Source organism: Dyadobacter sp., from assembly GCF_017744695.1.
Classification (GTDB): domain Bacteria; phylum Bacteroidota; class Bacteroidia; order Cytophagales; family Spirosomataceae; genus Dyadobacter.
In genome coordinates this window covers 40500-54827 of record NZ_JAGIAS010000006.1, presented here as the reverse complement: position 1 = coordinate 54827, position 14328 = coordinate 40500, and the positions used below count along the sequence as shown (strand labels likewise).

Below are 14328 nucleotides of genomic sequence, written 5' to 3'. Positions count from 1 at the left end.
TGTTTCCACAAAAACTTATTATTTTTGTCCATTATATAAAAGATATCCCATTGAAAGAATACGGCAGTAACGTACAAAAATTGGCCGACCACATCGTCAAGATAGAGGATAAGGCGAAGCGCACACTTTATGCGCACATCCTGGTTGAGCTCATGCGTCAGATACATCCCAACATGCGGGATAACCAGGACTATACCAACAAGTTGTGGGACGACCTGTACATTATTTCCGGTTTCGAACTGGATGTCGACAGCCCTTTCCCCCCGCCATCCAAAGAAGCGTTGGGTAAAAAGCCGCTCCGCGTCGACTACAACCAGCAAAACCTGCAATTCCGCCACTACGGCCGCAATATCGATCTGCTTCTGGAAAAAGCGTCACAGACTGAAAATCCGGAAGACCGCCTTGCATTCGTTTCCTACATTTTCCGCCTGATGCGCTCGTTTTTCAATGCGTGGAACAAGGATAATCCCGAAGACAACGTCTTGCTCGCCCAGCTGGAACAACTTAGCAAAGGCCGTTTGAAGGAGGAAATCGATTACATCCGCAAATCGGGGCCGATCGATGCCGCACCGAAAGACCGCAACAACAACCAGGAGCGCAACCGTGTGAACCAGACTGGCGGGAATAACTTCAAAGCCCAGTCCCACAATTCCGATAGGCAGGGCGGCGGCAACCAGGGCAATCAGAACCGCAACCGGAACAACAAGTTCCAGAACCGGAACAACAACAATAACAACAACCGGAATAACAACCGCAAAAAACCTGGAATGTAACATCCAGGTTTCATTTTATACCGTCTCAATTGCCCAAAATCTTCTATGGCATCATTCAAAATTACCGGGGATCGTCGTCTCAAGGGTGAAATCGTGCCGCAAGGCGCCAAAAACGAAGCATTGCAGATCATCTGTGCAGTGCTCCTGACCAAAGAGCCCGTTACGATCCACAACATCCCGAATATCCGTGACGTAAACCAGCTGATCAACCTCCTGGGTGATCTGGGTGTACGCCGCACAAGGCTGAGCGAAACTTCCATCCGCTTCGAAGCCGACGATATCAACCTCGATTACCTCGAATCGGACTCGTTCCGTCAGAAAGCGGCTGCATTGCGCGGCTCGGTGATGCTGCTCGGCCCTATGCTGGCGCGCTTCCGCAAAGGACGCATCCCTCGCCCCGGTGGCGACAAGATCGGCCGGCGAAGACTGGACACCCATTTTTTGGGTTTCGAGAAACTGGGTGCGGAATTCAGTTATGATGAAGAAGACGGCGGGTTCTACCGCGTGGATGCTGCCAACCTGAAAGGCACTTATATGCTCCTGGACGAGGCTTCGGTAACCGGTACGGCCAACGTTCTGATGGCTGCCGTGATGGCCGAAGGCACAACCACCATTTACAATGCAGCCTGCGAGCCTTATTTGCAGCAGCTTTGTAAAATGCTGAACCGCATGGGTGCTAAAATCTCGGGTATCGCTTCCAATTTGCTGGTAGTCGAAGGCGTAAGCGAACTAAAAGGTACCGAGCATACTATGCTCCCGGATATGATCGAAATCGGTAGCTTCATCGGCCTCGCAGCCATGACGCAATCGGAGATTACCATCAAAGACTGCCGCATTCCGGAGCTGGGCATTATTCCCGATGTTTTCAAAAGATTGGGTATTCAAATGGAATTCCGGGGTGATGACATTTTCATCCCCGCACAGGAACGCTACCGCATTGAAAACTACCTCGACGGTTCGACGCTATCCGTAGCAGATGCCCCCTGGCCCGGCTTCACACCCGACTTGCTGAGTATCGTGCTCGTGACGGCCACGCAGGCACAGGGAACCGTTCTGATTCACCAGAAAATGTTCGAAAGCCGCTTGTTCTTTGTGGATAAACTGATCGAAATGGGTGCGCAAATTATCCTTTGCGACCCGCACCGTGCCACCGTAATCGGCCACAACCGCGAGACGCAGCTCCGCGGCATTCGCATGACTTCGCCTGACATTCGCGCCGGGGTTGCATTGCTGATCGCAGCAATGTCGGCCAAAGGCGTGAGTATTATCGACAATATCGAGCAAATCGACCGCGGTTACCAGAACATCGACACGCGTTTAAACGCGATTGGCGCGGAGATTGTGAGGTTATAAATACTGTGAATTTCTTTAGACTGAATGTGCCAATGTCAGTCTGAGCGAAGTCGAAGACAGTCCATACCGCAAACATCGTGCATGGCCCTTCGACTTCGCTCAGGGTGACATTCTTCGTTTTAGCTTATTTCTTCTTCCCGTAGCTGCACTTGCTATTGTCCGCTTTTACATAGTAAGACTTGTAATTGGTCGCTTTCGGGTCCATGCAGCCTTTCAAATCCAGGATTTCCACTTTTCTGAACTCCACAGGGTGGCTTTCGCTTTGCAATGAAATCGAACCGTGATCCAGCAGCTTGCCTGCGATCTTGATCGCCGGATCGATATCGCCGCTTACATTACCTCCGCCGAGTTGCGGCTTGTTGTATTCGAGTACCATTTCCCCATTTGCAAAATGCTGGATCAGTGAATCACCGAGTACGAGCACTTCGGCGCGCACCCACTGGTCGCCATTGTAGGTTTTCGATTTGGAATTGACACAATGCTGGGTAACCAGCTTACCGTCGATCACGACATTGGTACCGGGCGTACAAAGGTTACAGGTCGTGCGGGTTTTGTCGTTTCCTCCCAACAGCTGCACTTCGATCGACGCCGGAAAATCCTGGTCTTTACCCATTGTCGCAGCAGGTTGCCCGTGCACCATGATACCGGAGTTCCGCCATGCCCAGCCTTCGCCCTTAGGTGCCTGCTCGCCTACGAAACGATATTCAACCGCAATGCGGTAATAGGAATAATCGCCCTTGTAGAAGATGTGCCCGTATTTCTGTGCGAAATCGTCGTATTTGTCGTAACGAACTACCATTTTGCCATCCTCCACCCGGAAGGTGTTGTTAAAGTTGTCGTTCAGTTCGTAGCCGCGGATTTTGATATCCCAGCCATCCAGGTTTTTTCCATTAAAGAGCTGTTTCCATTCCTGCTTGTCGGCATTATTCTTTTGACCGAAAACCGTAAGGCACAAGAGGCTGAACAGGATCGTGAGTTGTAATTTCATGAATACAGGTTAAGTTAAGATTGTGTTGCGTCGGTATGGGTGATCTTTTAAAGGCGTCCGGCGTTCCGACACTCCGGCAGTAAATATAAAAGATTTGAAAATCCCCATCATCCAAAAATGGACTTACTTCGTAGTTAAGTTATATCACTATCTCCTTCGTCCACGACCAAAAACTGCTGCATGTCCCTAAAAACTAAAGACAAAATCGTGCTATTCTGGTTTCGCCGCGACCTTCGGCTGCACGACAACGCAGGGCTTTACTATGCACTGCGCTCGGGATATCCGGTTGTGCCGCTCTTCATTTTCGACCGGAATATCCTCGATGACCTGGAAGAAAAGAAAGATGCAAGGCTGACGTTCATACACGAAGCAGTTTCCAATATCCAACGGGAGTTGCAACAAAAGGGGGCGGATATACTGGTCGAATACGGTTTCCCTGCAAAAATATGGGAAAGGCTCGCGGATGAATACGACATCGCCGAAGTGTATACCAACACCGATTACGAACCCTACGCCACCGACCGCGACAAGGAAGTTTACAGGATTTTGAAGAAAAAAGGCATTGTTTTCAAAACCTGCAAAGACCAGGTCATTTTTGAAAAACAGGAAATACTGACGGGCCAGAAAACGCCGTACACCGTTTTTACGCCTTACAGCCGGGCATGGAAAGAAAAGCTGACTGATTTTTACCTCCAATCATACCCTACTCAAAAATATTTCAGGCACTTTCTAAAATGGAGCGGCTCCGCATTCCCTGCATTGAAAGACATGGGATTTGAAAAGGTCGAGTTTAAATTCCCTTCGGATCATATCGACCATGCTTTGCTGAAAGATTACAACAAAGACCGCGACTTCCCCGCACTGGCAGGTACCAGCCGCATGGGCATTCACCTGCGCTTTGGTACCGTGAGCATTCGGGAGCTCACAAGTCAGGCGCGCAGGCATAGTGAGACCTTTCTGAACGAGTTGATCTGGCGGGATTTCTACCAGCAAATCCTCTTCAACTTCCCGCATGTAGGCAAGGGTGAGGCATTTCGCAAAGCATACGATTTCATTAAATGGCGTTACGACAAAGACGATTTCAGGAAATGGTGTGAAGGCAAGACCGGGTACCCGCTGGTAGATGCCGGCATGCGACAGCTCAATGCAACAGGTTTCATGCATAACCGGGCACGGATGGTTACAGCCAGCTTCCTGGCCAAGCATCTGCTCATCGACTGGCGTTGGGGCGAGGCCTATTTCGCAGAAAAACTGCTCGATTACGACCTAGCAGCAAACAATGGCGGCTGGCAATGGGCAGTGGGATCAGGGACCGATGCCGCACCGTATTTCCGGATATTCAACCCGGTATCGCAAGCAGAGAAATTCGATCCTAAAATGGAGTATATCAAAAAGTGGGTCCCGGAATTTGGTACCGACGCCTACCCTGCTCCGATGGTCGACCACAAGGAGGCACGGGAACGCTGCCTGAAAACCTACAAGGATGCCCTGGACAAGGCTAATCAATAACTATTTACCTCCTGCTATCACCGTTACCATATCCTCCGGGCGGAGATAGCTATTTGCCATCGCCATCACATCTTCCGCGGTAGTGGCGTGAATGCGGTCGATGTATTGATTGAAGAAATTGGCGGGCAGGCTATCCAGCAGCAATATTTTACGCCGGTCGGCGACCTCGAATGCGGTATTCAACGACCCGGCAAACTCCCCGGCCATAAAGCTTTTGACAGTCTGCAATTCCTCCGCACCCACGGGCTCGGTTTGCAGCCGGTATATTTCCTTTTTGATCTCGTCGATGGTTTGCTGGGTAAATTCCTTTTTCACATCCGTCCCGATCATCAGGTAACCCTCGTTACGCAAGGTCACCAGGTGTGAGGAAATGCCGTAGGTAAGGCCTTTTTCCTCCCGGATATTCTTCATCAGCCTCGACCCGAAATAGCCTCCAAGAATCTCGTTTGTGACCAGCATTTTGAAATAATCGGGATGATGGCGGTTAAAAAGCACCCGGCCCATCCTGATCGACGATTGTACGCTTTCCGGGCGCTCGACGATTGCCTCTCCGCCCTGATAGGATTCGGAAGCAGTGAAGGAAATCTTACCGGAATCGGCATCGAAGGAATTTTGGCCCAAAGTCGCATTCACGTGCTGCACATCGGCTTCAGTAACTTGCCCGGCCAACACCGTAGTGAACTTACCATCACGAATGAACCGCTCGTAATGAGTCCGCACGGCATCCATGCCCAGTGCGTCGATTTCCTCCGTGCTCTGGCTTTGCCCGTACGGATGGCTCGCACCAAACAGCCGTGCCCTGAACTCCGTCGTAGCCAGATAAGCCGTTTTCTCCTTATTCACTTTCAGGTTCTGCACCGTAATATTTTTCAGCTCCTGAAACTCTTTTTCCGGGAAGGTCGCATTGCGGATCAGCTTTTGAACCAGCGGCAGCACTTCGGGCAGAAAACGAGACAGGCAATACACCACAATTCCCACCCGGTCGGATGTGTGGGTGAGTTCAGTGAATGCCCCCAGTTGATCGAATGCCTCGTTGATCTCCTGCGATGTCATTCCCTCCACACCTTCGGTCAGCATTTTGACCGCAAAATAGGACGCCGCTGTTTCGCTTTCATACCAGTTACCTGCTTCGAAAATGCATTCCAGGCGCACCACCGGTTGTTCCCCGATATTGATCACATGCAGTGCGATCCCATTATCGAGGGTATAGGTTTGAGGTTCCGGCAGGCTTACAGTTTGAATGATTTTGAAATCAGGGGCAATAGTACGGTCCAGTGACATGGGCTGTGGTGAGTATAAAAAAACGAATGACGTTGCAATAACGCCATTCGTTCCGAATAATTAAATTTCTGTTAAGGCTTAGTTTTCGCTGTCCCCTACGTCCAGCTTCTCAGCTTTGTTCAATTGGAGCGACAAAGTGATACGCAATGTTTGCGCGAGCGGGCTTCCTTGTGTTGTCGGGAACATGTAAGCGAAGTCGGCGCCCCATTTGTCCGCGAAACGAAGACCTGCACCGGCAGTGAAGAAGCGACGGTCGCCTTTGTTTTTGTTTTCTCCAAAATACCCGGCTCTCAGAGCGAAGATATTATTGTACCAGTATTCCAGACCAGTCGCTATCGCCACTTCCTGGATTTCCTCTTTAAACCCGTCCGGAGCGTCCGAGAATGAACCGAACACGCCGTTCAGCAACGGTTTCGTATTCACGTTCGTTTTACCATTCGGCGTTGGCACCATCAGTTTGCTGAAATCGATGATGAAATTGAAACGGTTTCTTCCGTCGCCGGTGTAGGACAACCCGGTACCGATTTTCAGGTTGGTAGGAATGAAGTTTTCAGTATCCGTGCCCGAGCCGTAGTTGATTTTACCACCGAGGTTGGAAAGTACCGCCCCCAACGACCAAATAAGCTCGCTTCCGGTATCTTCATTCTTGAACTCTTTCTTATAATAAGCGCTGATATCACCGGCTGCTACGCGTGCAGGACTCAATGAAACATTGTTGATTACCGCATTTCCGGCAAGGTTGGAAGAGATATATTTCAATGTCAGACCCATTGAGAAGTTTCTGCCGAGCTGACGTGAATAGGTTCCGTTGATGGCCACTTCACGTGAATTGAAATAACCGATATTATTACCTACCGCATCCCGCAAATCCAGCTCACCGTTATTAAAGTAGTTGGCAGAAAACGCAACCGCCTGACGGTCGCCCAGTTTCTTGTAGACAGAAAGATAGCCAAGCCACATATCGTCAACCAGGTAACGGAGCCATGGTGTGTAAGAAACGGAAGCGCCAAAATCTTTGGTATTGTAAGGTAGCTTCGCTGCATTCCAGTAAGTTGAATTCGCGTCCGGGCTGAGTGCTACACCAGCTTCTCCCATTGCTGCACTTCTAGCATCAGGGGCAAATGTCAAAAAGGAAAGTGGTGATGCCGGTATCCTCCTTGTGGAATCCTGAGCGAAAAGCGTACCTGATGTTAAAATGAATAGTGAGGATAATGTAACAAAAAAAAGTTTCATAGAAATTGGATTTGCGATAGGAAGTGCCTGTATCAGCTTCTTTAAAGGGTCAAAAATACAATGAAAGATAGTTATTACTAAAAATTTGATAAGTTTTATTATCTTAAGGAGACCTGATTAACTTACCGGCTTTCAGATCGGTAGAATTGTCTTTTAACGATCTGATCACTAAATGATAAACCAGGGATTGATCCACCGGCACTGCTCCCAGCCACTGCGTCACGTCCAGCATTTCCCTGATAACCGGTTCGCTGTTATAGTAAAGCTTTTTGTAAGTGCCCAAACGTTGCCCATTAACCAGCAATATATTAAAAATTAATTCGACGTCCTCATTTACCCGGTTGTGCCCGAGCTCGAACACAAGGTCTTTTTGAAATGGGTTAGGGTAAATATTAAAGGTGTTGAGCGCTATTCCCTTGGCGGGACCTACTAGAAACCCGAACGCTATTTCAGAAAAGTTAGTATACGTATCCCAGACTTTTACACGGACAATATATTTTCCGGTAGGCAGATTATTTAACGGATAATTGATACTACCCGATTGATAATTATCCAGATCCGCTACATAATAATCGTTTAAAACGACGGTCAGCGTATCATTCAAAGTCATCGTAATGTTGTGCCCGATACCGGCGCTCGAAATGCTGATCCCGCTCGCATCGCTCATGTGCAATACCAGTATCGATGAGGGCTCAACGGTATCACCATCCCGGAAAGCAGGGGTATTGAGGTAACCCGCCAGCTTGGGCGAAATGGTATCCTTTTGTTGCACAGCACTTCCTCCGACGATCAGAGCCAGCTGCGCCGAGGCATCCTCCGCGCTATCCCCGCTCACTACATACACACTCGCGCGCCCGAGGCCGACACGATAATCGATATCCTTCGGCATTTGCAGATTGCATTGCAAACGGCCGCTTGTCACGGTCACCTTTCCATCGAAAAGCTTGCTACGGAACTCGGTATAGGTTTCCGCACTCCCCTCATTCCCCAGTGTGCGGAACTCGATCGGCTTATCGTAGATCACCACCCTGGCCGTCCCGCTAAATTCCGCGTCAACCTTTCCCGTTTCAGGATCGAAAACTTCTGCATTCAACGTAACTTTCTGTAGAGCGCGCAGGGTATCGGGTGCCGAACTCCACCGGACGCCCTTTCTTCCCGGCGATAGTATCATCGACGGATCGGCCAGCAACGTGAAATTCCGGTTCAGGCTGCCGGCCAGTGCATTGTTTTTAGTGTATTTGAAAAAATCCCCTAATCGCTGGCCTGGTTTTGCATTGAGTAATGCTTCGTAAAATGCTTTGTTCAAGGCAAAATTGGTACTTGAATAAACCGGCCGGGTGGTGCTGATCGCCCCTACCGCCGCTCCTTTCGGGCTCAAAACCATTAACTCTGCGCCTGAAACCACGCCCGGGTCGTCGTAACGGCCAAAATCACAGGTAGCAGTAATCAGTAGGGGCAGATTGTCCATTCCCCGACTCGAAAGCATATCCGCTAATGTCAACACCTGCTCTTCTGCCCAGCCGCTGGTGCCGCCGTGCCCGGTGTAATTCAATATCAGCGTGCCGCTATCAATTGCATTTCGAATGGCCTGGTTAATGGCTGGCGCCTTTTGTCCGGCGTCGGTGGTTGTTTGCGGCACCTCATCAATGAACGATCTGGTCGAAAACAGCCTGCCTTGAATAAGGTTCGCAAGCTGATCGGCGTGGCGCTGGTGGATATTTCCATCCCCGTCGTCGGCCACAAACCGTACGCTATTCTTCCATATCCCGAACGACGATTCGTAACGCATCAGCTTATCAACAACAATTTTCGCCTCTGCCAGTGATTTCACAGGTAACCGCCCAATGCCAATATCCACCGTATGGTCACCGGCTGTCGTCTCATTCCAATCGCCTTCATTTGCATCCATAAAGCCAAAATAGTCGTCGGAAGAGTACGTATAAACCGGGTTCAGCGACTCCCTGCTCTCATACACGGGTACCCACGCGGCACGCTGCGCCTGCAATTGGTTATTGACCAGATTTCGGTAGTCGTACGTTGCATCGCCAAACAACAAAAGGTATTTCAGCTTCCCGGGCGTTTTCTGGTAAAGTTGTCTGGCAAAATCGCGGATAGCCGTGATATCCGGGCGCCCCGAAGCATATTCATTGTAAATCTGGTCGGTGGTAACAACGAGTACATCCAGGCCGTCGCGCGTATTTCTGAACCCGGCAAGGCGGTTGGCTTCGGCCGCCCAGGCAGCAGGCGTGATGATGAGCAGGTCGGGGGTCGGCAATGCAGCGATATTCTGATTGGCGACACTTTGCCAGCTTACCGGTTGCAATGCCGCTCCCGGTTCAAAACCAATGTATTTTTGAAGGGTTTTCGCTCCCAGCGCTGTCCATCGAAAAGCGCCCGTCGCATCTTTCTGAGATATAGAAATTGGCGTAAGCGGGTTGGTAATATCCCAAACACTGAACCCCTCCGAAGAGCCGGCAAACTGATAGGTAACGGTATCTGCCGACTGCGGCAGGAAATGATAAATTTGCTGACCTTCATAATTCCTCAGTTCCCGCTTAACCTGCAAACCCACATAATCGAGGTAAGCCTCTGCGGAGCTTTGCCCGTTCCTATTGTAGGTTACGCCAATAGTAAAATTGCCCGAAGCGGGTGCATTCTTCACAATATATGTATTCGCGGTTCGCAGCGCCTTCACATCATACGTGCCGGGGCTCACTGTACCGATCGCCTCCTGGCCCACCTCGCCACCGTTTACCTGCCAAATGAAGCGTGTCGGAACCTGTGCCGCACCGATTGCCGATGTCCTGAGTTTAAAATCCGACGAAGGTATCACACCCGGCATCGCTATATTGGTACTGAAACCCGAAGAACCGCCTAAATACTCCCCCCACCATTCGCGGCCGGATTTGAGCGTATTGGACGATTCCGTTTCGTGGTACCAGTAATCATCAAACTGGCTGATTGTTTTGGAAGAAGAAACTGAAAGTCCCGCCGCGGGTTTTATCCTCAGTCCATTGCTTTCCGTAAAAGTGATGAAATAGAAACTCGAATCGGAATAGTAGTTGAGCTGGTGCCGAAGTTCCTCTTTTGCAGCATCGTATTGAATTACATGCGGACCTTCGGCATAGAAATAAACGGCGTCACTTTTATCAAAATGCCCGTCCTCCTCACCGCTGACCCAGATCGCATTCTCTGTCAACGCATTCACATAGCCCGATTTATTGGATTGCGGCAGCATGCCGCCGCCATTTCCATAAATGCGAATGCCCGCAGGCTTCACCGATGCTATGTCCACACCCATTTTGGAAAGCAACTCTGCGTCCACCCGGTAAATACCCGATTCCGTCACGGCCAGTTTGAACCACTGCCCTTCCGACAATACCGATTTTTGTGCATTAGCAATAAAAGAAATCAGGACTGCGAGACAGCTTAAAACTGTTTGGCAGGCCATTTTCCGGAAATCAGCATGCTTCAACCAATGCATGAGCAGGGATCGTGTAGAGACGCTGAGAGGCTTTGTCCGTGCAGAGTACGCGCGTGCGCCGGAGCGTTCCGCGTGTGAAAGTCCTGTTCTGGAAGACGAAGTTCGTTCCTTCATCCAGTTGAAACAGGCACACTTTGCCGGTATTCAATTCCTGCTCATCGTATTTTCTAAGCGCATTAAAAAGTTTTTGGTCGCCACCGGTAGACGCGGCGGGGTTTTGAGCATAACGAAGCAAGTGAACGAGAATGTCTTTCGGGAAAATACTTTCATGCATGACAGGTATCAGCAATTCCCTGAACTCGTGCTTCCATTCGGCACCATGTGGTGCTACCCTCCTGCGGCCGCGGCCCTTGTATTTCTCATGTACCACGCAATGTGCGACCTCGTGCAGATAGGTAATGAGAAAGCTGTAAGGATTAAGGTTGACATTGACCGTGATTCGGGGAACCATGCCGGGCTTTACAGTAAAATCGCCCAGGCGGGTACGGCGCGGGCGTGAGAGGAAAAAATCAAAGCGGTGGGTGCGGTACAACTCCTGGCAATATTCCGCCGTTCCATCCGGCACATACGAACCCAAAGACACGTTTTTCATACCCGAATAAAAAAAGAAAAGCCCTACTTTCATAGGGCTTTTCAAGATTTTCGACTTGTACGTCTGATTACTTCTTAGTAGTATCAGCAGCAGCAGTGTCAGCAGCAGCAGCAGTGTCAGCAACAGCAGCAGTATCAACTGCAGGAGTTTCAACAGTTACAGCAGTAGTATCAGCTGATTCGTCAGCAGGTTTGCTAGTACAAGCAGCGAAAGCTACCATCCCGGCAACAAACGCAAATGCAAAGAATTTTTTCATTTCTTGGGTGTAATTAAGGTTCGATGCAAAGGTAATATGATCGAATTGAATATTCCTAAATTTTGAGTTTGTATTTTTCCAAGAACTTAAAATTTCCTTAGAAAATTCTTAATTCGCTTTAATTTGTCCTATTAATTCTGCCATTACCCCTAAACGCTCTGCAACTTTTCGTTGTAAGCCCTCACACAGGCAGCTACTTCCGGCAACAACTCCTGGTTGGCTTCAATACCGTTGCCCACCACGATCACGTCGGCACCTGCGTGCAGTGCCGCGTCGGCTTTTTCGTAGGAATCGATACCGCCGCCTACAATGATCGGTGTGTCCACCGCGGCGCGTACCGCGGCGATGGTCTCGGCCGGGACAGGGAATAAAGCGCCGCTGCCGGCATCGAGGAAAATGTTCCGAAGGCCGAGATATTCCCCCGCAAGCGCAGTACAGGCTGCAATGCCCGGCTTGTCGCGAGGGAGCGGTGTGGTATTGCTGATATACGATACGGTCGTCAGCTTACCGCTTTCAATGAGCATATAGCCCGTCGGCAACACTTCCAGGTTGCTCCGTTTCAATAATGGCGCTGCGATAACGTGCTGACCGATCAGCAATTCGGGATTGCGGCCGGAAATCAGCGAAAGCAGCAAAATTGCATCAGCCGATGGCTCGATGTGCAAGCTGCTGCCAGGGAAAAGTATCGCGGGAATGTTGGTATATTCATGAATAGCGGCAATTAGCTTGTCAATGGCGTAGTTGGTAATGAGGCTTCCGCCTACAAAAAAGAAGTCAACGCCGTGCCCAGCCGCGTATTCGAGGAATTTCGGGAATGTGGAAAGGTTAATTTTATCCGGATCAAGGAGAACAGCAAACGATTTCCTTTTTTCTGTTTTACGTTCGGAAAGGAGGTCTGCGATTTGATGTTTCGCTGCTTTCATTCGGTTTTTCGTTCGTCTTCAATAAAATGTTTCAGCTTCTGGCGCGCCCAACCCACAGCCAATGTCCAGGCTAAACTTTGAACGGCTTGTCCGACCGCAGACTGGGTTTTGATTTTGGTGACTTTCTTTTCAACAGGCTCAACCGGCTCGACCAAAATTTCCTTTTTCTTTTTCCCTTTTGGCAGCAATGCATTCATGACCACGAATGTCGTTGCCATAACCCCTCCGATGATCAGTGCCTGCTTGCCATATTCCGTAGCCTCTTTTTTAAGCCCGCTCCATTGTGTTTCCAGCTTGTCGCGGTACAGATCGGCGTCCTGCAACAAACCTTCTTTCTCCTTGTCCGTATCGGATGAAAACGGCTTCGTGATTTTTACTGAAGAATCTATTGAAGAACTCATTTCATATCTGTTTAAATAGCGCCAGAGAATTTTTCAAAAGGAATCCAAAAATAGCAATTCAGGGAAACTTATTGCCAAATAAAGCTGCCAAAAAGCATTATTCCTCCTTCATGCTGACAAAACGAACGATTATTTTCCGGATCAGTCTCATCCAGGTTTCTTTCCAGATGATCGTTATCGCCAGCTTGATCATGAAAACGCCCAGCAATATCACAAACCCGAGATAGTCGCTGTGTAGCCACTTGTTCAGGAATGTGCCGAGCAATATGACCAGTAAAATCAGGATCGTCAGGCCGATGCACAGCAATAAGGCAGCATATACCCCTATCACTACGGCCCGCTCGATCTTGTCGCGGGTCTCGATTTTAAATAGATCGATCCTGGTTTCGAAATATTTAAAAAGGGTGTCCTTGATTTCTTCCAGTTGACTCAGCATAGCAGTATATTTCAAATCATGTGAAACATTTTTAGGCCTGAACAACAGACTTTTTTCACATTAATCCAAAAACATACCAAGAATTGCGGAGACAATGGACATCACCAAACCGAAAAGCAATGCGGAGATAAAACCGTCGACCCGGAAGCCATCGACCAGCGACGCAGCCAGGTAAATAATGAAAACGTTGACGACAAAATAGAACAACCCCAGCGTCAGGATCGTAATGGGTAATGCGAGGATTTGCAGGATCGGTTTGAGGAATGTATTGAGAATACCCAGTACAATCGCCACGATAATGGCTGTGCCTGTGCTGGCCACAACAACCCCGGGCACCAAATTTGCGGCAACCATTACCGCCAAAGTACTGATAATAAGACGCAGGAGTAGCTTCATATAGATCTGGTTTTTATTGGTGACGGCTACGAAGTACGTCAATTACCTCATCTAAGTCAATGTTTTTTTGTTCCAGTAAAACGAGCAGGTGGAACAGCAAATCCGACACTTCGTTCTTGAAAAGATTGTCGTCATTATCCTTCGATTCAATGACAACTTCGACTGCCTCTTCCCCTACTTTCTGTGCGATTTTATTGATCCCTTTTTTAAAAAGGCTCGTTGTATAAGACGAGTCCGACGGGTTGAGTTTTCTTTCGCGGATCACGTTTTTTTGCAGGTAATTCAGGAATGCGGCTTCACCTGTACGTGTGTCCGAGATTTCAGGCTGGCTATTTTTTTCCCCAAAGCAGGTATCCGCGCCGGTGTGGCAAACCGGCCCCGCAGGCGTAGCCTTAATGAGTAATGTGTCGCCGTCGCAATCTGCAGCGATGTCATTTACAAACAGAAAATTGCCCGACGTTTCCCCTTTCGTCCATAAGCGCTGCTTGCTGCGGCTGAAAAAGGTAACAGTTCCCTGCTTTCTGGTAACTTCCAGTGCTTCGGCGTTCATATAGCCGAGCATCAGCACCTTGCCGGTATTTACGTCCTGGATAACAGCCGGCACCAGTCCGTCGGCCGATTTATTAAAATCAATGGATGAAAACGTCTCGCTCATTTTTGGTTGTGAATTAAAACATCCCGGATTATCGGCAGCGCCAAGGCT

General features: G+C 49.2%; 14 protein-coding genes. 3 read left to right on the top strand and 11 right to left on the bottom strand.

Features of this window, described 5'->3' with window-relative positions; translation table 11 throughout:
* Positions 1 to 50: 50 nt before the first annotated feature.
* Positions 51 to 773 (top strand): DUF4290 domain-containing protein, encoded by a 723-nt coding sequence (locus tag J7619_RS20940; RefSeq protein ID WP_291203210.1) that lies wholly within the window; start codon positions 51 to 53, stop codon positions 771 to 773.
* A gap of 45 nt (positions 774 to 818) precedes the next feature.
* Positions 819 to 2126 (top strand): UDP-N-acetylglucosamine 1-carboxyvinyltransferase, encoded by a 1308-nt coding sequence (gene murA, locus J7619_RS20935; protein WP_291203207.1) that lies wholly within the window; start codon positions 819 to 821, stop codon positions 2124 to 2126.
* A 124-nt stretch (positions 2127 to 2250) separates the two neighbouring features.
* On the opposite strand, the gene J7619_RS20930 is transcribed toward murA, so the two are convergent.
* On the bottom strand, positions 2251 to 3114 hold the full coding sequence (locus J7619_RS20930) for a DUF1080 domain-containing protein (protein ID WP_291203203.1): 864 nt from the start codon (positions 3112 to 3114) through the stop codon (positions 2251 to 2253).
* Between the two features lie 180 nt (positions 3115 to 3294).
* On the opposite strand from J7619_RS20930, the gene J7619_RS20925 reads away from it, so the two are divergent.
* Positions 3295 to 4623 carry a deoxyribodipyrimidine photo-lyase gene (locus J7619_RS20925; protein WP_291203200.1) on the top strand — a complete coding sequence of 443 codons (1329 nt, stop codon included), beginning with the start codon at positions 3295 to 3297 and terminating at the stop codon, positions 4621 to 4623.
* On the opposite strand, the gene J7619_RS20920 is transcribed toward J7619_RS20925, so the two are convergent.
* From J7619_RS20920 to hisIE, 10 genes are all read right to left on the bottom strand, one after another.
* Positions 4624 to 5904: a pitrilysin family protein gene (locus J7619_RS20920; RefSeq protein ID WP_291203197.1), complete on the bottom strand. Its 1281-nt coding sequence runs from the start codon at positions 5902 to 5904 to the stop codon at positions 4624 to 4626.
* A 78-nt stretch (positions 5905 to 5982) separates the two neighbouring features.
* Positions 5983 to 7137, bottom strand: coding sequence for a type IX secretion system outer membrane channel protein PorV (gene porV, locus J7619_RS20915; RefSeq protein ID WP_291203194.1), 1155 nt, complete (start codon positions 7135 to 7137; stop codon positions 5983 to 5985).
* Positions 7138 to 7240: 103 nt separating this feature from the next.
* Positions 7241 to 10621, bottom strand: a complete 3381-nt coding sequence (gene porU, locus J7619_RS20910; RefSeq protein ID WP_291203191.1) for a type IX secretion system sortase PorU — start codon at positions 10619 to 10621, stop codon at positions 7241 to 7243.
* Complete coding sequence (locus tag J7619_RS20905) at positions 10599 to 11246, bottom strand: hypothetical protein (RefSeq protein ID WP_291203188.1); 648 nt, start codon at positions 11244 to 11246, stop codon at positions 10599 to 10601. Before J7619_RS20905 ends, porU begins: the two co-directional genes overlap by 23 nt.
* 34 nt (positions 11247 to 11280) lie before the next feature.
* On the bottom strand, positions 11281 to 11469 hold the full coding sequence (locus J7619_RS20900; RefSeq protein WP_291203185.1) for a hypothetical protein: 189 nt from the start codon (positions 11467 to 11469) through the stop codon (positions 11281 to 11283).
* 149 nt (positions 11470 to 11618) lie between these two features.
* Complete coding sequence (locus tag J7619_RS20895; RefSeq protein WP_291203183.1) at positions 11619 to 12392, bottom strand: geranylgeranylglyceryl/heptaprenylglyceryl phosphate synthase; 774 nt, start codon at positions 12390 to 12392, stop codon at positions 11619 to 11621.
* Entirely contained in the window at positions 12389 to 12793 is a 405-nt protein-coding gene (locus J7619_RS20890) for a hypothetical protein (protein WP_291203180.1), read from the bottom strand. Before J7619_RS20890 ends, J7619_RS20895 begins: the two co-directional genes overlap by 4 nt.
* A gap of 97 nt (positions 12794 to 12890) precedes the next feature.
* The gene (locus tag J7619_RS20885; RefSeq protein WP_291203177.1) at positions 12891 to 13229 is read right to left on the bottom strand and encodes a phage holin family protein; all 339 of its coding nucleotides are present in this window, start codon (positions 13227 to 13229) and stop codon (positions 12891 to 12893) included.
* A gap of 60 nt (positions 13230 to 13289) precedes the next feature.
* Complete coding sequence (locus J7619_RS20880) at positions 13290 to 13625, bottom strand: phage holin family protein (RefSeq protein WP_291203174.1); 336 nt, start codon at positions 13623 to 13625, stop codon at positions 13290 to 13292.
* Between the two features lie 13 nt (positions 13626 to 13638).
* Positions 13639 to 14280: a bifunctional phosphoribosyl-AMP cyclohydrolase/phosphoribosyl-ATP diphosphatase HisIE gene (gene hisIE / locus J7619_RS20875; RefSeq protein ID WP_291203171.1), complete on the bottom strand. Its 642-nt coding sequence runs from the start codon at positions 14278 to 14280 to the stop codon at positions 13639 to 13641.
* Positions 14281 to 14328 lie beyond the last annotated feature (48 nt).

Excerpts from the sequence above, each read along its gene's own strand:
- J7619_RS20930 (WP_291203203.1), bottom strand. The coding sequence starts at position 3,114 with ATGAAATTACAACTCACGATCCTGTTCAGCCTCTTGTGCCTTACGGTT.
- murA (WP_291203207.1), top strand. The coding sequence starts at position 819 with ATGGCATCATTCAAAATTACCGGGGATCGTCGTCTCAAGGGTGAAATC.
- J7619_RS20920 (WP_291203197.1), bottom strand. The coding sequence starts at position 5,904 with ATGTCACTGGACCGTACTATTGCCCCTGATTTCAAAATCATTCAAACT.
- porU (WP_291203191.1), bottom strand. The coding sequence starts at position 10,621 with ATGCATTGGTTGAAGCATGCTGATTTCCGGAAAATGGCCTGCCAAACA.
- hisIE (WP_291203171.1), bottom strand. The coding sequence starts at position 14,280 with ATGAGCGAGACGTTTTCATCCATTGATTTTAATAAATCGGCCGACGGA.
- J7619_RS20880 (WP_291203174.1), bottom strand. The coding sequence starts at position 13,625 with ATGAAGCTACTCCTGCGTCTTATTATCAGTACTTTGGCGGTAATGGTT.
- J7619_RS20905 (WP_291203188.1), bottom strand. The coding sequence starts at position 11,246 with ATGAAAGTAGGGCTTTTCTTTTTTTATTCGGGTATGAAAAACGTGTCT.
- J7619_RS20900 (WP_291203185.1), bottom strand. The coding sequence starts at position 11,469 with ATGAAAAAATTCTTTGCATTTGCGTTTGTTGCCGGGATGGTAGCTTTC.
- J7619_RS20890 (WP_291203180.1), bottom strand. The coding sequence starts at position 12,793 with ATGAGTTCTTCAATAGATTCTTCAGTAAAAATCACGAAGCCGTTTTCA.
- J7619_RS20895 (WP_291203183.1), bottom strand. The coding sequence starts at position 12,392 with ATGAAAGCAGCGAAACATCAAATCGCAGACCTCCTTTCCGAACGTAAA.
- J7619_RS20885 (WP_291203177.1), bottom strand. The coding sequence starts at position 13,229 with ATGCTGAGTCAACTGGAAGAAATCAAGGACACCCTTTTTAAATATTTC.
- porV (WP_291203194.1), bottom strand. The coding sequence starts at position 7,137 with ATGAAACTTTTTTTTGTTACATTATCCTCACTATTCATTTTAACATCA.
- J7619_RS20925 (WP_291203200.1), top strand. The coding sequence starts at position 3,295 with ATGTCCCTAAAAACTAAAGACAAAATCGTGCTATTCTGGTTTCGCCGC.